Below are 17,588 nucleotides of genomic sequence, written 5' to 3'. Positions count from 1 at the left end.
ATGGCACCACGACTTGACGATTCACGACACAGGATCGCCACGATACGCCACCCGGCGACCTGCCACATGGCGCGACTTCATCCTCGGCTCATCTCGATACGCGACCCTGCCTGCAAAGCGACTCGGGAGTGACGGGAATGCAGGCCGGGAAAGGTCATTGGTTCAACAGTCTGCGCGCCGTGCTGATGCTGGGGTGTCTGACACTGGCCTCGCTGGCCTCGGCACAGGGGCTCTTCGATCGGGAGGGCACCTTCCTGCCTCCCGAAGAGGCATTCCAGCCGACGCTATCGCGCGACGGCGACAGCCTGACGGTCGACTGGCAGATCACGCCGGGTTATTACCTCTACCGGCACCGCTTCGCCGCCGAGGCGGATGGGCGCCGGCTCTCGCTGACGCTCCCCGCCGGCGAGACGATCGAGGATGAGTACTTCGGTCGCTCCGAAGTGTATCGCGACACGCTGCACATGACGCTCGAGCCCGGCGATGCCGAGACCCTCACCCTGCACTGGCAGGGCTGTGCCGACGCCGGGCTCTGCTATCCGCCGCAGCAACGCACCTTCGCGCTGAACGACCTCGATACCGCCAGCGGCACCGCTGCCTCGTCGGTACCGGCCTCGACCACGTCCACCGCGTCGACGACCGCTTCCTCGGAAACCGGCTCTCCGGAGGCCGGCTATCCGGAGGCCGGCTCTCCGGAGGCCGGCTCGCCCTCTCCCGCCGCGACCAGCGGCGTCCCCGAGGCTCAGGACCAGCAGCTGGCGGCCCGGCTCGCCGGCGGTAGCACAATCTGGACGCTGCTGGCCTTCTTCGGCATGGGGCTGCTGCTGGCCTTCACCCCCTGCATGCTGCCGATGATCCCGATCATCTCCAGCCTGATCGTGGGGCAACAGCCGCAAGGCCGGCACCGTCGCACCACGGGATTCCTGCTGTCCAGCGTCTTCGTGCTGCCCATGGCCGCCACCTATGCGCTGCTCGGGGTGAGCGCCGCGATGGCCGGCGCCAACCTGCAGATACTGCTCCAGAATGCCTGGTTCATCGGCCTGTTCTCGGCCCTGTTCGGGGTGCTGGCACTGGCCATGTTCGGCCTTTTCGAGCTGGAACTGCCCCGTATCCTCCGGCAACGTCTGGACAGCGTCCTGTCGCGACAGCGTGGCGGCCGCTTCAAGGGGACCGCGCTCATGGGGGTGCTCTCGGCGCTGCTCGTCGGCCCCTGCTCGACCGCGCCGCTGGCCGGGGCCCTGCTGTTCATCGCCGAAAGCGGCAACCCCTGGCTGGGCGGCGCGGCCCTGCTGGCCCTCGGTCTGGGCATGGGCGCGCCGCTGGTGCTGATCGGCACCCTGGGCAGCCGCCTGCTGCCCCGGCCGGGCCCCTGGATGAACCGGGTACGCGGCATCTTCGGCTTCGTGCTGCTCGGCACGGCGATCGGGTTCCTGGACCGCCTGCTGCCCGAGGCCATCGTGCTGGGGCTGTGGGGCGCCCTGGGGCTGGGCTTCGCGGTGTCGCTGTACCACCTGGCGAGAGGCGAGTCGAGCGGTCGCACCCTGGGCCAGCTGGCGCAGGCCGGCGCCGGGGTGATCGGGCTGTGGAGTACCCTGGTGCTGGTCGGCGCCGCCGGCGGGGCCGAGGACCCCTGGCGCCCCCTGACGGTCTATGTCCCCACCGGCACGACCGCGCCCGCATCGAGCCAGCCGTTGACCTTCGACAGCATCGAGACATTCGACGCCCTGAAATCCCGTCTCGCGAGCCCGGCCGACCAGGCGAGGCTGACACTGGTCGAGTTCACCGCCGAGTGGTGTGTCTCCTGCGACGTGATCGAGGAAGAGGTCTTCGGCGACCCCGAGGTCAAGACTGCCCTGAAGGACGTACAGCGACTGCGCATCGACGTGACCGACAACGACGCGACCGACAAGGCGCTCATGCAACGCTTCGGGGTCTTCGGCCCGCCGGCCCTGATGTGGTTCGGCCCGGACGGCCACGAGCTGCGCGGCGCCCGCATCATCGGCGAGGTGGATGCCTCGGCCTTCCTCGACCGCTACGCCCGGGCCCGGAAGATCGCCCGCAACGGCGGGGACACACACTTAGTGGAATCTTCCCGAGCCACGCTCTCGCGCAGCCTCGAGCACCTGCCTCGAGCCGCCTCCCCCTGAACGGAGTTGACTGCCATGCAAGATCATCAACCCATCGCCAGTCCCGCTCGCCGGATGCTGGGCCTCGCCACCGGCCTGCTGCTGGCCACCAGCCTCACGGCCCAGGCCCGGGAGTGGCCGGCCCCCATCGAACAGCTCAAGCAGCAGGGGCTGACGATCCACGGCACGTTCGACGCCCCCGGTGGGCTCCAGGGCTACGCAGCCAGCCTGCGTGGCCGCGCCATCGCCGCCTACCTCACGCCCGATGGCGACCATGCCGTGATCGGCACGCTGATCGACGCCCAGGGACGCGATGTATCCGCGAAGCCCCTGGAGCGGCTGGTCAACGGCCCCAGGAATGCCAGGCTATGGCAGCAGATGGCCGACCATCACTGGGTGCGCGACGGCTCCGCCGATGCCGAGCGCGTGGTCTATACCCTCAGTGACCCCAACTGCCCCTACTGCCGAAAATTCTGGCAGGAGGCCCGCCCCTGGGTCGAAAACGGCGACGTCCAGCTGCGCCACCTGATGGTCGGCGTCCTCAAGGCCGACAGCGCCGCCAAGGCCGCGACCCTGCTGAGCGCCGACGATCCGAGCGCCGCCATCGGCAGGCACTACCGCGACGGCAGCATGCCGGACAATCGCATCAGCGACGCGAGCCGGCGCTGGGTGTCGGAGAATACCCGGTTGATGCGCAACGCCCGGCTCAACGCGACGCCGGTCATCTTCTACCGCGACGAGGACGGCGTGCATCGCGTGATGGGGGCGCCCAGCCCGGAAAAGCTGCGCGAGATCATGGGCGGGCCCGTCGACGACTAACCCGGCCTGATCATCCTGCCGGCATGGCTCGCTTCACCCTTGCCCTTCCGGCAGCCACAGGCGCACCCGAAAGGGCGTTTCCCGGCTGGAAGCGAGCGTCAGGGCGCCCCCGAAGCGCTCGACCAGCGCCTTGACGATGGACAGCCCCAGGCCGCTGCCTCGGGGATGGTTGCCGCGATAGAAGCGATCGGTCAGGTTGGCCAGCCGCTCCGGGGGGATGATGGCCCCCTGGTTGACGATCTCGATCACGATACCGGCGTCGCGCCGCCTCGCCGCGACCTCGATCGGTTGGTGGGGATCCCCATGATGCCGGGCATTCCCGATCAGGTTGCGCAGGACCGTTACCAGCAACGTGACGGGCATGGCGATGCACAGCGAGGCATCCACCCCGTCCAGCCGACAGCGGCCGTGGCTGCCGGTCTCGGTCAGGGCGGTCTCCAGGGCCTCGTCGAGCCGGGCCGGCTCGAGGTCGTCATGCCCGGCGTCATTGTCCATCCGCGCCAGCAGCAACAACTGCTCGAGAGTGCGGGTCAAGCGCACCACCCCCGCCTCGGCCTGCCGCATGGCTTCCCGACGGCGGTCGCCGTCGACCCGCCGCGCCACCTGCAGATGGGTGCGCACCGCCGTCAGCGGCGTGCGCAGCTCGTGGGCCGCGTCATCGGTGAAACGCTGCTCGCGTTCCAGGGTGCGCCGGGTACGCGCCAGCAGGGTGTTGAAACCGTCGATCAGCGGGCGGATCTCGCCGGGCAGGCCTCGCATGGGCAGCGCCGAAAGGTCGTCGTGATCACGCTGTGCCAGCCGCCGCTGGAGCCGAGCCAGTGGCGTCAGGCCCCGCGTCACCCCCCACCACAGGGCGACGAGACTGCCGCTCAGGGCGAGCAGGAAGGGGTAGGAGGCGGCACGCCGCACCTGGCCGAGCAGCGACTCCCGTTCGCGCATGCGATCCGCCACGGTGATGCGCCGGTTCTCGTCGGTCAGGGTGTAGACGCGCCAGCGCTGGCCGTCGTGCCGGCGGTACCCGTAGCCCGCGGCACGCGTCGACAGCACATCATTCAATTCAGGATGGGTGCCCGCCACCACCTGTCCTCGCAGCGACGAGACGCGACAGGCCACGCCTTCCAGAGCGGGAATGACCGGTATCTCGCCGGTGTCGCCGCGCCAGGCATCGGCCGGCACGCGCTCCATCAGGCCGGCGACCATGCGCGCCGACTGGGCCAGGCGCCGGTCCAGCGACTGCTCGAATTGCGTCGACAGGTCGCGAATCAGCCAGGCGGCGGTGATCCCCCACAGCGCCAGCAGCGTGACTCCCAGGGTCACCACGAGGCGCAGTCGCAGACTCACGCGTGTACCGCCCCATCGGCGTTCCCCAGCCGGTAGCCGACGCCGCGTACCGTCTCGATCACATCGCGCCCCAGCTTGCGACGCAGCTGGTAGATATGCACGTTGAGCGCGTTGCTCTCGACCTCGTCGTCGACCCCGTAGAGACGATCCTTCAACTGATCGGCACTCAGGAGGCGCCCGCGGGCTCGAATCAGGGCCTCCAGCAGCATCCGTTCACGGCGGATCAGCGCCACGGGGACGCCGTCGAGCATCACGCTGCGATCCACGGGATCGAAGGCGAGGCGTCCGTGATGCAGCAGGCGACCGGCCTGCCCCGCCGTGCGACGCAGCAGCGCCTGGAGCCGGGCAGTCAGTTCGTCGAGATCGAACGGCTTGACCAGATAATCGTCGGCGCCGCCCTGCAGGCCCTCGACGCGACTGGCGACGGCATCGCGTGCCGTGAGCATCAACACGGGGATGGCGACACCCTCGCGGCGCCACGCCTGCAACAATGCCAGCCCCTCGCCGTCCGGCAGGCGCCGATCGAGCACCACGAGGTCATAGTCGATCGCCTGTCGCGCGGCACGGGCAGCCGCCAGGGTGCCCACGGTATCGACGATAAATTCGGAAAGCCCCAGCCCCGCCTCGATGCCCGCGGCCACCGGGGCGTCATCCTCGACAAGCAATACTCTCATGCGACCGGTTCCTGCGGGTGATCGGGCGCTGCGACACTGACGGTGCCCGATTAAGAGGTCCTTTCACAACCGACAAACGAGATGGGCTTTCCCGGCGGAAAGACTTCGCGAGGGCGCTGTAAACCCTTCCTTGGGCGCTACCTTTGCCATCCATGGCAAAGGACCCTCGCTTCGCCTTGTCCCCCGGCGCCCATCATTCCGTGAGTTCGGGTCAGTGAGACCCGCTGAACCGTTTCGCCACCCACCAGCCGGCGGCCATGGCGATGAGCATCGCGGCCAGCGGCAGGCTCAGCCCGGCGATCGAGGCCACGGCCGGTCCCGGGCAGTAACCGGAAAGGCCCCAGCCGATGCCGAACAGCGCCGCGCCGCCCAGCAGCCGGGGGTCCAGATCGCGGCGGGTGGGCAGCGCGAAGCGCCCGGCAAACAGGGGCTGATCGCGCTTCCAGACCAGCCGGTAGCCGATGAAGGTGGTCACCACCGCCCCGCCGAGCACGAAGATCAGCGTCGGATCCCAGGCACCGGCGATGTCCAGAAACCCCACCACCCGCGCCGGGTCGGTCATGCCGCTGATGGCCAGCCCCAGGCTGAACAGCAGCCCGGCCACGAATCCCATGAGCGTCTTCATGCGCCACCTCCCGGCACGTGACGGACCACATAAACGGTGAGCATCGCCGCCGCCACGAAGACCAGCGTCGCCGCCAGCGAGCGCGGCGACAGGCGCGCCAGCCCGCAGACCCCGTGGCCGCTGGTGCAGCCACTGCCCAGGCCGGTGCCCAGCCCGACCAGCAGGCCGGCGATCAGCATCAGCCCCGTGCCGCCGATCGGCGCACCGATCACCGCCCCCGGCTCGCCGGCGACGTTGCCCAGCCCGCCGCCGGCGAGCACCAGCAGCAGCGGGCCGACGATCAGCCCGGCCAGAAACGCCAGGCGCCAGGCGCTGTCGCCCGCCGGACGCTCCCAGATCAGCCCCGAGAGAATCCCGCTGATGCCGGCGATACGGCCCAGGGTGGCCATCAGCCACACGGCCGACAGGCCGATCAGCACCCCGCCGGCAAGACCCTGCAGACTCGCTGCCATGTCCACACGCGTTCCTCCTGCTGACGACACGGTGTCACGCCACCGTGCCGAACGATGAATGATGGATCTTCAGCGCGACGCCGGCTCGACCAGCCACTCGCGCCCCTTGAGCATGGCGTCCCAGTACAGCCGCGGCATGACATGGGCCTTGAGCAGCCAGCCCAGTCGCGTGGCCCGGGTGCCCTCGAGCAGCCAGGTGGGCAGGGTCGGCTGCAGCTGGCCACCATAGCCGAACTCCGCCAGTACCACCCGGCCGTTCTCCACGGTCAGCGGGCAGGCCCCGTAGCCCAGATAGGCCGCCGCCAAGGGCCGGTCATCCAGCCAGGCCAGCAGGTTCTCGGCCACCACCGGGGCCTGCTTGCGAACCGCCGCGGCGGTCTTGGCGTTGGCGGTACCGCTGGCATCACCGAGCCCGAAGACGGACGGGTAGTGACGATGCTGCAGCGTGGCATCATCCAGATCCAGCCAGCCGGCGTCGTTGGCCAGCACCGAACGGCTCACCAGCTCCGGCGCCCGCTGTGGCGGCACGACGTGCAGCATGTCGAAGGCCACCTCGACCTCGTCTTCCCCGGCCTCGCTCTGAACGCGAAAGAGCGCCTTGCGCGCCGGGCCGTCCACGGCTTTCAAGGTCTGCTGGAAGCACAGATCGATGCCGTAGCGCGACACGTACTCCTGCAATGCCGGTACATAGTCGGCGACGCCGAACAGCGCACCGCCGGCGTTGTGGAAGCTCACGTCGATGTTGTCGAGCACGCCCCGGCGCCGCCAGGCGTCGCAGGCCAGGTACATCGCCTTCTGCGGCGCACCGGCGCACTTGATCGGCATCGGCGGCTGGGTGAACAGCGCCCGGCCGGAGGACAGCGATTCCACCAGCGACCAGGTGTAGGGCGCCAGATCGTAGCGGTAGTTGGACGTCACGCCGTTTTCGCCGAGCGTCGCTTCCAGCCCCTCGATGGCGCCCCAGTCGAGCACCAGACCGGGCGCCACGACCAGCGCGTGATAGTCCAGCGCGCGCCCGTCGTCGAGCATCACGCGGCGCGCCTCGGGGTCGATCGCCTCGGCGGCCTGGGCGTACCAGTGCACGAACGCGGGCATCACGTCGCCCATCGGCCGGCGGATCTGCGACGCCTGGAAGATACCCCCACCGACCATCGTCTGACCGGGCTGATAGTCATGATGGTCGGCGGGGTCGATGATGGCGATGTCCAGCTCGGCGCGACGCTTGTGCAGGCTGGCGGCCAGGGCGATCCCCCCGGCGCCGCCGCCGATGATCAGCACATCGTGACGGCCCGAGGAAGACGCAACGGATTCGTTGGCAGACATGAAAGGACTCCAAAATCGGTGGGCATGGCAAGCGGCCATCCTCGACCGCGGCCACGGTCGAGGGCGGCACCGGCAGGCAATGATCGCTCAGAAACGGTTGATCGGCACCTTCAGGTAGACCTGGCCGTTGTCCTCGGCCGGCGGGAGGTGCCCGGCGCGCATGTTGACCTGCACGGACGGCAGGATCAGGCGCGGCATGCCCAGGGTGGCATCACGCTCGGTGCGCATCTTGACGAACGCCTCCTCGGTGGTGCCCTCGTGCACATGGATGTTGTCGCGACGCTGCTCGGCCACGCTGGTCTGGTAGGCGTACTCGTCGCGTCCGGGCGCCTTGTAGTCATGACACAGGAACAGCCGGGTCTCCGGCGGCAGGGCCAGCACCTTCTGGATCGAGCGATACAGGGTCCGAGCATCGCCGCCCGGAAAGTCGCAGCGTGCAGTGCCGTAGTCGGGCATGAACAGCGTGTCGCCGACGAAGGCGGCATCGCCGATCACGTAGGTCAGACAGGCCGGCGTGTGGCCCGGCGTGTGCAGCACCCGGCCTTCCAGGTTGCCGATACGGAAGGTGTCGCCCTCGGCGAACAGCCGATCGAACTGGCTGCCGTCCCGGGCGAACTCGGTACCGGCATTGAAGGCCTTGCCGAAGATCGCCTGGACGTCGGTGATATGCGCACCGATCCCGGTCCTGCCGCCCAGCTTGTCGTGCAGATAGGGCGCGGCGGACAGGTGGTCGGCATGCACGTGGGTCTCGAGGATCCACTCGACCTCGAGCCCCTCGCGCTGAATGAAGTCGATGATGGCGTCCGCCGAACGCACGTCGGTGCGCCCCGCGGCATAATCGAAATCGAGCACGGAATCCAGAATCGCGCAGGCGTGGCTGTCGGGGTCACGCACCACGTAGCTGAAGGTGTTGGTGGGCTCGTCGAAGAAATGGGTCACGACGGGATTGCGCATGGGATGGCTCCTTTACGCTATCGAAATGCCCCCAGCATAACGCATATATTGTTCTAACGTTATTCTTTTTTTATCTATACGAGAGCAGGACTATACGTCCTGCTCACCGTCAGCCATCGCGCGGATTGTCGCGCTCCACCGCCTTGCGCATACGTTCGAGTCGACACCCGGATGCAATTCCTGCGGGGAATGAAGGGCCCGAAAGGCGGCAAGTATGCCATTCCGGAAGGCGGCGCTCATGATGACGCCTCTTCCAGGGAAGCCGGAGGCGCCGGCCCGCACGCGCCCAGCCAGTAGTCCAGCCCCTCGGCCCAGCCGCGCGGGCCGGTCTCCCGGGTTCGATACAGCGACGCATGGTGCACCTCGACAGGCTGGCGATGCTCGCCACGGATCAGCACCGGGGCCTCGACCGCCTCGAGCAGGGAGACATCGTTGGGGCCGTCCCCCAGGCCCAGCGTCTCCGGCGTGGTGCCCCGCAGCGCCCGGTAGCGCGCCACCAGCCAGCGCAGCGACCGCCCCTTGTCGACATCGCCCATCACGTGCCAGAACCGCCCGCCACGGGTCAGCATCAGGCCATCATTGGCCAGCGCACGACGAAGCCGTGCCAGCGCGGCCTCGTCGTCATCCCAGAGCAGGGGTTCGCTGCCTTCACGCAGGCGGGCGTGCTCGGCCCCCACCTCGCTCAACCCGGTCGCCTCGACGACCGCCGCGACGGAGAGCTCGGTGAGGATGCGAAACCGCACGCCCAGCCGCTCGCGCAGTACCGTCAGCCGGCTCCGCAGGAAGGCACTGTCGACACCGGGCGTCTTGATGCGCAACCCGCCGATGTCCTGCGGATCGCGATCGAGCCGCGCATGCTGCCAGTTCGACGGCAGCCCGATCACCGCGCCGTTCTCGGCGATGAACGGCGTCGCCTCCAGCGCCAGTTCGCGGCGCAGCGGCAACAGCTCGGCGCGCGTCTTGCTGGAGACGGGGATCACCGGCGTGCCGGCCTCGCGCAACCGCCGTAGCCAGTCCGCCGCCGGCGACCAGTCATAGCTGTAGTGATCGAGAAGCGAGCCATCCAGATCGGTGAAGACCAGCCATTCACGCGGTGAAACCCTGGAACCCGTCATGTCATTCCTCCCGGCAACCGGGGCGACGCATCGCCGTGTGTGTTGTCTGCCAAGCACGGAGCATGCCAGCTTCGTGCGGCCCGCCCTCGAGAAGCCACAGACCACACGCCGCGCCGGGCCATGCCCTGCTCTCACGATAGCGCATTCATCGGCATCGCCCCCAAGCGTCACCGGTACCCGTCTGCACCATGCCTGTGCACAGCGACTCGCCATGCGCCTTCGTTACACTCTCAAGCCTTCCCGGAGACGATCGGGACCGTAAATCGGCTCATTTTTTGGCGATGGGAGTGGTATCATTGTCAGCCATTGATGCCATTCGACCTCGGACGATCGCAAATGCAGACCACCTCACGAAGCATCCTCGTCATGGGGGTTTCCGGCTCGGGGAAATCACATATCGGGCGCGATGTGGCGGCGGCCATCGGCGCCGAATTCATCGATGCCGACGACCACCACAGCCCGACCAGCATTGCCAAGATGTCACGCGGCGAGCCGCTCACCGATGATGACCGGGAAGGCTGGCTGAAAACCCTCTCCGATCTCTATCACCACCACCGAGAAGCCGGCCACGACCTGGTGATCGGTTGCTCCGCCCTCAAGCACCATTATCGGGACGTTCTGCGACGCGGCGCCCCGGATCTGAAGATTCTCTACCTGCACGGCGAGCGCGATGTCCTGCTGTCGCGACTCAACAGCCGGGGCGGGCATTTCTTCGCCGGCGAACACATGCTGGACAGCCAGCTGGGCACCCTGGAAGTGCCGGGCGAGGACGAGGCCTTTCGCGTCGATATCCGCGAGGCACCCGACAGGATCGTGACCCAGTTTATCGACTATCTTGACCATGCCTGATCGCTCGGATCGACAGGATGACTCACGAAAAAGGCGGCGCTTTCTGCGCCGCCTTTTTCGTGATCGAGGGCCAGACCGGGCAAACGACTTGCGCCCAACATCAATCGAATTTGGGGGAGCGGACTTATTCACGATATCTCACCCAAAGCGGCACTACCGTCGGGGATAAATCCCCTCCCCCAGGAGCAGGGTTCGGCAACCAGGCCTCCTGGTGTTCTTGTGGCAAGATCAGGCTGCGGCAAAGCAGACTCTCGCCCCTTGCGGGAGCGACTTCAGTCGCGATCATCCGGCCACCAATCCCCCCTCCCCAAAACCGCCCATCAGGCCCTGTGCTGCTCGGCCAGCGCGCACAGCCCCGCCAGAGTCGCCGAGTCGCTGTCGACCTCGACGGGAGAGAAACCCTCGGCTTCCAGGGCGCGCCGGTACAGGCCGTTGAGCGTCGTCGAGCCGACCAGCAGCACCTCGCTCGCCTCGGGCGCCATCGCCCGCTGCGCGCGCACCTCGCTGCCGATGGTCACGCCGGACAGGAAACTGCCGACCTGCTCGGCCGCCAGCCCGGCATACAGATGGCGGCTGCGGGCCTCGAACAGGGCATGCAGCAATCCCCCCGGATGATGCGCCACCTTCAGCCCCTGCGCGAAGGCCTCGGCATCGAAATCCGCCGACGCCCGCGCCGGCTCGCCGGGCAGCGTGTGAAAGCGCACCGCATGATAGAGCTCGCCGGTCATCAGGGTGGTGAAGTCCACCAGCCGCCCGCCCTCCAGGCGCGCCCACTTGCTGTGGGTTCCCGGCAGGCAGCACAGCGCCGAGTCGCCGCCGCGCCGAGCCAGGGCACCGAAGGCCTGGATCTCCTCGCCGCGCATCACGTCGACGTGAGCCTCGCGAATCACCTTGACGCCGGGCACGATCCAGGCGTTGTCGAGCCCCGGCGCCGCCACCACGTGGGCGGCGAGATCCGCGGCGGTGACCGGCAGACCCAGCTGCGGCGCCTCGCTCCAGCCACGCCGCGAGCCCACCATCCCGGCCAGGTACACCGGCACTCGTTCAGCGCCGCCGTCCTCGCGCCAGTCATCGATCTGGGCGGCACAGTAGTGCGGGAACTCGGCGCTGGACAGGGCTCGCAGCCCGGCATCGGAGCGCCGCGACTCCAGGCACTCGCCACTGGCCCGGTCGACCAGAAAGGCGCGAAAATTGCTGGTGCCCCAGTCGATGGCGATCAGCCGCTCGCTCATGCATCGGCCTCGCGCTCGAGTTCCGAGGCCTGGTCCAGGCTCTCCTTGATCCGACGCCACTCGGCGACCAGCACCCGGGCGCGCGCACCGACCTCATCGGCCGTGCGCCCCGCCTTGTAGAGGCTGCCGCCGAAGCCGAAGCCGTCGATGCCGGCGCTGACCCACTCGTCCATGTTGTGCTCGTCGATGCCACCCACGGCGAGCACCGGCAGCTCGGCCGGCAGCACCGCCTTGACGTCCTTGAAGTAACCGGTGCCCAGCTTGCCCGCCGGGAACAGCTTGAGCGCACGTGCTCCCGAACGCGCCGCGCTCAGCGCTTCGGTCGGCGTCATGCAGCCGATCAGCGGCGCCAGGTCGAGGGCCTGAGCCTCGGCGATCACCGCCGGGTCGGTATTGGGGGTAATCACCAGCGGCGCCCCCAGGTCCGCCAGACGGCTGCAGTCCTGCGGATCGAGCACGGTGCCGGCACCGACCACCACATGGTCCGGACAACGTCTGGCGATCCGCTCGATGCTCTCCCAGGGGGTGGGCGAGTTGAGCGGAATCTCGATCAGCCGGAAGCCCTCCGCCACCAGCACATCGAAGATGGCCTCGACCTCCTCGGGGTGCACACCGCGCAGGATCGCCACCAGCGGCAGGTCATCGAGAGCCGCCTGAAGGGCGGCCCGGCGAGTCTCGTTCATCGTTGCCTCCTGTAACTCTTCAATGCCACGCCCATGAAGCGCTCAAGGCATTGCCGAGCGAGGTGAAGCGCAAGGCGCCCGGCGCGCAGAAACCGCAGCATACGAATGGGTATGTGAGGATTTTAAGCACCGGGCAACGCCGCGATTCACTCGCGCAGGCCATGAATTGAGTGTTTCATCACCATTCGGCGATCGAGCCGTCTTCATGCGTCCACACCGGATTGCGCCAGCGGTGGCCCACCTTGGCGCGCTCCTCCACGAAGGCCTCGTCGATCTCCACGCCCAGCCCGGGGCCGTCGGGAATCGCGCAGAAGCCGTCCTGAATGGTCAGCGCGGACTTGTCCACCAGGTAATCGAGCACGTCGTTGTCCCGATTGTAGTGGATGCCCATGCTCTGCTCCTGGATGAAGGCATTGTGGCTTACCGCATCCACATGCAGCGAGGCGGCCAGCGTCAACGGCCCCAGCGGGCAGTGCGGCGCCAGCGCCACATCGTGGCAGGAGGCCAGCGAGGCGATCTTCAGCCCCTCGCTGATGCCACCGCAGTGCGACAGGTCGGGCTGGATCACGTCGACCATGCCGTCGGCCAGCAGGTCACGGAACTGGAAGCGGGTGTGCAGCCGCTCGCCGGTGGCGATCGGGTAGCCCAGCCCGGTGGCGATATGCTTGAGACTCGGCAGATGCTCGGGCAGTACCGGCTCCTCGACGAACATCGGGTGATAGGGCTCGAGTTCGCGCAGCAGCGCCTTGGCCATCGGCCGGTGCACGCGACCATGGAAATCGATGCCGATGCCCACGTCCGGCCCTACCGCCTCGCGCGCCTCGGCGACCCGCGCCACGGCCTCGTCGACCTTGCGGTGGGAATCGACGATCTGCATTTCCGGGGTGCCGTTCATCTTGAACGCAGTGAAGCCCTGATCGACCAGCGCTTTGGCGCCGGCGCCCACGTCGCTCGGCCGGTCGCCGCCAGTCCAGGCGTACATGCGCATGCGATCGCGCACCTTGCCGCCCAGCAGCTGGTGCACGGGCACGCCCAGATCGCGACCCTTGAGGTCCCACAGCGCCTGGTCGATGCCGGCGATGGCACTCATCAGGATCGGGCCGCCGCGATAGAAGCCGGCGCGATACAGGGTGTTCCACAGATGCTCGATGCGATGCGGATCCTCGCCGATCAGGTAGTCCGCCAGTTCGTGCACCGCCGCCTCGACGGTCGCCGCCCGGCCTTCCACGACCGGCTCCCCCCAGCCGTAGCAGCCCTCATCGGTCTCGATCTTGAGGAACAGCCAGCGTGGCGGCACCTGCCAGGTCTTGAGTCGGGTAATTTTCATGATGGTCCTTTTTAGACTAACCACATGGCCAGGTCGGGGAAGAACAGCAGACCGAACAGCACCACCAGCTGGATGGCGATGAACGGCAGCAGCGACACGAAGATGTCCTTGAGGCTGATGCTCGGCGGCGCCACGCCCTTGAGGTAGAAGGCGGCCGGGCCGAACGGCGGCGACAGGAACGACACCTGCATGTTCACCGCGAACAGGATGCCGAACCAGATCGGGCTGTAGCCCAGCTGGTCGACGATCGGCACGAAGATCGGCAGCGTCAGCATCGCCACGCCGATCCAGTCGAGGAACATCCCCAGCACCAGCAGGATCGCCATCATCACCATCAGGATCGCCACCGGCGGCACGTCGAGCCCCAGGATCACCTGCGAGATGAAGCGGTTGCCGCCCATCAGGTTGTAAACCCCGACCAGCGCCGCGGCGCCGATGCCGATCCAGATGATCATGCCGCAGGTCATCAGCGTCTGGGTCAGGCTGGCATGCAGCATCTTCAGCGTCAGCTCGCGACGCGCGATCACCGCCACGAAGACCCCGAACACGCCCATCGCCGCGGCCTCGGTGACCGAGGCCACCCCGCCGTAGATCGAGCCCAGCACCACGAAGGCGATCAGCCCGGGCACGATGATGGCCTTGAGCGCCTCCCAGCGGTTGGCGAAGCCCTCGTCGCGGTCGGCGTCGGTCAGCGGCGGGCCCAGGCTGGGGTTCTTCAGGCAGCGGATCAGCACATAGCCGATGTAGCTGCCCATCAGCAGCAGTGCCGGGGTGATGGCGGCGGTGAACAGGTCGGCGATCGACTGGCTGGCGATCAGCCCGTAGATGATCAGCACGATCGACGGCGGCATCATGGTGCCCAGCGAGCCGCCGGCACACACCACGCCGATCGACAGGTGCTTGTCGTAGCCCAGGCGCAGCATCTGCGGCAGGGCGAGGATGCCCAGCAGCACGATCTCGCCGCCGATGATCCCGGACAGCGCGGCGAGGAAGAAGGCCACCACCACGGTCTGCACCGCCACGCCGCCGGGCAGGCGCCCGGCGAACACCCGCATGGCGTTGAACAGGTCCCGGGCGATCCCCGATCGGTCGAGCAGCGAGGCCATCAGCACGAACATCGGCACCGCTACCAGCGAATACTCGGTGACGAAGCCGTAGACCCGGGTGGTGACCAGCGGCAGGGCCATGGGGCCGAACCAGCCGAAGGTGAAGGCCAGCGCCACCAGGCCGGTGATGAAGGCCAGCGGCAGGCCGGTGACCAGCAGGGCGAAGATCGCCCCGACCATCAGCAGTGTTCCGTCGGCGATGCTCATCAGACGGTCCCCTCCTCGTCGGGCGGCGTCACCGGGGCGGGCTTGCCGCGCAGCGACTGGATCAGGTGGATGAAGGCCTGCAGGCACATGATGATCAGCGCGACCATGATCACGCCCTTGACCAGGGCCGGGAACGGCGGGTTCCAGGAGGTGCCGGAACGCTCCAGCGACCACTCGCCCATGGGGTTGTGGGAGGCGTCCCAGAACATGGTGTAGGCGGCGTAGCTCATCGCCAGGCAGAAGCCGAAGGTGACCAGGTCGTTGAAGCGATCGAGCCACAGCTTGAGATGCGGGCCGGCGGTGTCGTAGAGCACGCGCACGCGGATGTGGCGGTTGCTGGCCAGGGCCGCGGGGCCGCCGAGGGCGAAGGAGACCGCGACCAGCATGACCACCGACTCGTGGACCCAGGAGGTCGGCGAATCGAAGCCATAGCGCATGATGACCTCGTAGACGCTGATGACCATGGCGACGAACACCAGCCAGGCGGCGCCGCGGGCGCACCACAGCACGCCGCGGTCGAAGGCGCTGCGCGCCTCGTCCGGCGCCGATTCGGGCTCGGCGGGTGGTACCTCGGCCCGTTCGTCGTTACGGGATGGGGATGACATGGGATTTCCTCTGCACGATGAAAGCGTCAGGGTGCGTCATGACGAACGACGAGGCCCGCAGGCCCCGTCGCTATTGCACTGTCGCGGCAGGCCGCGATCAGGACTTGTCGGCGGTCTTCTCGGCGTCCGCCGCGCCGTCTTCCGCCTTCAGCAGGTTGTGGTTCTGCAGGTAGCCGACCACGGACTTGTAGAACTCCTTGGTGATGTCGTTCTTGTCCGCCCACTTCTGCCACTCTTCCTTGGCGATGCCGCGGAACTTGGCCCGCTCGTCGGCCGGCAGGTCGATGATGTGGATGTCCGGATCCTTGCGCGCTTCACGCACCGCCTCGAGATCACGCGTCTTCAGCTCGCCGACCATCTTGTAGGCCATGGCGTCCACGGAGGTGGAGAGGATCGCCTTGAGATCGTCCGGCAGGCCGTCCCAGATATCCTTGTTGATGGACACGGCGACCATCGGCAGCGAGTGGAAGCCCGGGTACAGCGGATAGTTGGCGAACTCGTGCAGCCCCTGCGCCTGGTTGGTGGCGAACACGGTGTAGTCCGCGGCGTCGATCACGCCCTTCTCGAGCGAGGTATAGACCTCGGAACCCGGCAGGTTGACCGGCGTGGCGCCCGCCTTCTCGAAGACGTTGTAGACCATGCCTTCCGGGGCACGCAGCTTGAGGCCCTTGAGGTCGTCGACCGAGTGGATCGGCTTCGAGGACGGCAGCGACTCCAGGCCGGTGGCCGCGGCGCCGATCAGGTGCAGGCCGTAGGGCTCGACCAGCTCGTTGTAGATCTTCTCCCCGCCACCGTTGTTCATGTAGTCGAGGAAGTTGTAGGGATCGCTCCAGGCGCCGACCAGGTTGCCGATCATGCCGAACGCCGGGTTCTGGCCGGTGAAGTAGCTGGGATCGGTCAGGTGGCCCTGGAGGATGCCGGACTTGACGGCCTGCAGCGTCTGGTTGGCCTGGACGACGGAGCCCACGGGCAGGATCTCGATGTGGATCCGGCCGTCGGACATCTGCTCGACGTTCTCGGCCCACTGCTTCTTCATTTCGAACTGCGGCTCGCCCGCGGTCTCGGAGGTCTGGAAGGTCCAGTCGTACTCGGCGGCCTGGGCGCTGACGGCGGTCGCCGCCAGGATCGCGGCGGTGAGGGTCTTGAGCGGAGTGCGTGACATCATGCGTGAGTATCCTCTTGATCGCTTGTTGTTTGAGGTTCGAGAACGGGGAATTCGCGGGTCAGGCCGTTCAGGCCCAGGTCCCGCCCGGTGCGGTCCAGGACCGCCAGCGCCGCCTGGGCGGCCTGTTCGGGTTGGCGCAGCCGGATCGCCTCCATCACGCGACGGTGGCGTTCCATGCTGTCGTTGAGCTCATGGGCGCTGTGGTTGGAGCGCTCGACCACCAGCGAGATGGCCGGCTTGAGCACATGACTCAGCTGCGCCCAGACCAGATTGTGCGAGGCATCGAAGATCGCCTCGTGGAAGGCCACGTCGTATTCGTTGTGGCTGTGGCCCTGCCAGTGCAGATCCTCGCTGGCCAGCGCACGAATCATGCCCTCGTAGGCCGTCTCGATCGCCAGCAGGTCGGCGGCCGTGGCGTTTTCCGCGGCCAGCCGGGCCACGAACGGCTCGACGGCGACACGAAAGGCGAAGATCTCGCGCTGGATGCGCGGATTGGGCTGGGCGAAACGCGCCATCCAGGCGCTCACCTGGGGGTCCAGCAGATGCCAGTCCTGCAGTTCGCGAACCCGGGTTCCCTGCCCCGAGATGCGCTTGAGCAGCCCGGCGGTGACCAGCGTCTGCAGGGCGCTGCGCACCGTGCTGCGGCTGACCCCGAACTGTGCGCAGAGATCCAGCTCCCTGGGCACGAAATCGCCCGGCGCGTACTCGCCGCCGAAGATCGCCTCGGCGAGGGCCTCGGCGATATCGGGGCGCGACGAACGGGTGGCACTGGCGCTGGCTTGGCTCATGTCGGACGGCCTGCGTTGTAGGACTCGGTTCGGGTTATGTCCGACATAGGATCAATCAAGAACAGACAAAACGCCTTTAGACTTTGGTCATAGTCCAAGGATCGCCGAGCCTCGGGTACCGAGGTGGCTCTTGTGGGAACGACTTCAGTCGCGATGACCTGACCACAGCGTCACCGCCATCGGGGATGAATCCCCTC

At 67.6% G+C, this 17,588-nt stretch carries 17 protein-coding genes; 3 read left to right on the top strand and 14 right to left on the bottom strand.

Features of this window, described 5'->3' with window-relative positions; genetic code table 11:
• The first annotated feature begins 137 nt into the window (after positions 1 to 137).
• Positions 138 to 2,147 carry a protein-disulfide reductase DsbD gene (dsbD, locus tag G7A98_RS10115; protein ID WP_163649541.1) on the top strand — a complete coding sequence of 670 codons (2,010 nt, stop codon included), beginning with the start codon at positions 138 to 140 and terminating at the stop codon, positions 2,145 to 2,147.
• Positions 2,148 to 2,162: 15 nt separating this feature from the next.
• Positions 2,163 to 2,945 (top strand): thiol:disulfide interchange protein DsbG, encoded by a 783-nt coding sequence (dsbG, locus tag G7A98_RS10110; protein ID WP_205596253.1) that lies wholly within the window; start codon positions 2,163 to 2,165, stop codon positions 2,943 to 2,945.
• Between the two features lie 33 nt (positions 2,946 to 2,978).
• Here the strand turns inward: dsbG and G7A98_RS10105 are convergent, their stop codons facing one another.
• The 7 genes from G7A98_RS10105 to G7A98_RS10075 all read right to left on the bottom strand — a co-directional run bounded on the left by G7A98_RS10105 (position 2,979) and on the right by G7A98_RS10075 (position 9,429).
• A complete protein-coding gene (locus tag G7A98_RS10105) occupies positions 2,979 to 4,286 on the bottom strand; it encodes an ATP-binding protein (protein WP_163649540.1) in 1,308 nt (435 codons plus the stop codon).
• The gene (locus tag G7A98_RS10100) at positions 4,283 to 4,960 is read right to left on the bottom strand and encodes a response regulator (protein ID WP_163649539.1); all 678 of its coding nucleotides are present in this window, start codon (positions 4,958 to 4,960) and stop codon (positions 4,283 to 4,285) included. The genes G7A98_RS10105 and G7A98_RS10100 overlap by 4 nt, the downstream gene beginning before the upstream one ends.
• A 211-nt stretch (positions 4,961 to 5,171) precedes the next feature.
• Entirely contained in the window at positions 5,172 to 5,585 is a 414-nt protein-coding gene (locus G7A98_RS10095; protein ID WP_163649538.1) for a DUF6691 family protein, read from the bottom strand.
• Entirely contained in the window at positions 5,582 to 6,043 is a 462-nt protein-coding gene (locus tag G7A98_RS10090; RefSeq protein WP_163649537.1) for a YeeE/YedE family protein, read from the bottom strand. Before G7A98_RS10090 ends, G7A98_RS10095 begins: the two co-directional genes overlap by 4 nt.
• 63 nt (positions 6,044 to 6,106) lie before the next feature.
• On the bottom strand, positions 6,107 to 7,360 hold the full coding sequence (locus G7A98_RS10085; RefSeq protein WP_163649536.1) for an FAD/NAD(P)-binding oxidoreductase: 1,254 nt from the start codon (positions 7,358 to 7,360) through the stop codon (positions 6,107 to 6,109).
• Between the two features lie 87 nt (positions 7,361 to 7,447).
• Positions 7,448 to 8,314, bottom strand: a complete 867-nt coding sequence (locus G7A98_RS10080; RefSeq protein ID WP_163649535.1) for an MBL fold metallo-hydrolase — start codon at positions 8,312 to 8,314, stop codon at positions 7,448 to 7,450.
• Between the two features lie 236 nt (positions 8,315 to 8,550).
• Complete coding sequence (locus G7A98_RS10075) at positions 8,551 to 9,429, bottom strand: HAD-IIB family hydrolase (RefSeq protein WP_163649534.1); 879 nt, start codon at positions 9,427 to 9,429, stop codon at positions 8,551 to 8,553.
• Between the two features lie 336 nt (positions 9,430 to 9,765).
• Here G7A98_RS10075 and G7A98_RS10070 point away from each other — a divergent pair, with 336 nt between their 5' ends.
• Positions 9,766 to 10,278, top strand: a complete 513-nt coding sequence (locus tag G7A98_RS10070) for a gluconokinase (RefSeq protein ID WP_163649533.1) — start codon at positions 9,766 to 9,768, stop codon at positions 10,276 to 10,278.
• 320 nt (positions 10,279 to 10,598) lie between these two features.
• Here the strand turns inward: G7A98_RS10070 and G7A98_RS10065 are convergent, their stop codons facing one another.
• The 7 genes from G7A98_RS10065 to G7A98_RS10035 all read right to left on the bottom strand — a co-directional run bounded on the left by G7A98_RS10065 (position 10,599) and on the right by G7A98_RS10035 (position 17,391).
• Entirely contained in the window at positions 10,599 to 11,510 is a 912-nt protein-coding gene (locus tag G7A98_RS10065; RefSeq protein WP_163649532.1) for a 2-dehydro-3-deoxygalactonokinase, read from the bottom strand.
• A complete protein-coding gene (locus G7A98_RS10060; protein ID WP_163649531.1) occupies positions 11,507 to 12,193 on the bottom strand; it encodes a 2-dehydro-3-deoxy-6-phosphogalactonate aldolase in 687 nt (228 codons plus the stop codon). Before G7A98_RS10060 ends, G7A98_RS10065 begins: the two co-directional genes overlap by 4 nt.
• A 178-nt stretch (positions 12,194 to 12,371) precedes the next feature.
• The gene (dgoD, locus tag G7A98_RS10055; protein WP_163649530.1) at positions 12,372 to 13,520 is read right to left on the bottom strand and encodes a galactonate dehydratase; all 1,149 of its coding nucleotides are present in this window, start codon (positions 13,518 to 13,520) and stop codon (positions 12,372 to 12,374) included.
• A gap of 11 nt (positions 13,521 to 13,531) precedes the next feature.
• Positions 13,532 to 14,833, bottom strand: a complete 1,302-nt coding sequence (locus G7A98_RS10050; RefSeq protein WP_163649529.1) for a TRAP transporter large permease subunit — start codon at positions 14,831 to 14,833, stop codon at positions 13,532 to 13,534.
• Entirely contained in the window at positions 14,833 to 15,438 is a 606-nt protein-coding gene (locus tag G7A98_RS10045; RefSeq protein WP_163649528.1) for a TRAP transporter small permease subunit, read from the bottom strand. The genes G7A98_RS10050 and G7A98_RS10045 overlap by 1 nt, the downstream gene beginning before the upstream one ends.
• Before the next feature lie 97 nt (positions 15,439 to 15,535).
• The gene (locus tag G7A98_RS10040; RefSeq protein WP_163649527.1) at positions 15,536 to 16,603 is read right to left on the bottom strand and encodes a TRAP transporter substrate-binding protein; all 1,068 of its coding nucleotides are present in this window, start codon (positions 16,601 to 16,603) and stop codon (positions 15,536 to 15,538) included.
• Positions 16,600 to 17,391: an FCD domain-containing protein gene (locus G7A98_RS10035; protein WP_163649526.1), complete on the bottom strand. Its 792-nt coding sequence runs from the start codon at positions 17,389 to 17,391 to the stop codon at positions 16,600 to 16,602. The genes G7A98_RS10040 and G7A98_RS10035 overlap by 4 nt, the downstream gene beginning before the upstream one ends.
• Positions 17,392 to 17,588 lie beyond the last annotated feature (197 nt).

The sequence above is a fragment of the Modicisalibacter sp. 'Wilcox' genome (assembly GCF_010993675.1).
Taxonomy (GTDB): Bacteria; Pseudomonadota; Gammaproteobacteria; order Pseudomonadales; family Halomonadaceae; genus Modicisalibacter; species Modicisalibacter tunisiensis.
The sequence above is the reverse complement of the archived record's forward strand: the minus strand, read 5'-3'. Positions and strand labels throughout refer to the sequence as shown.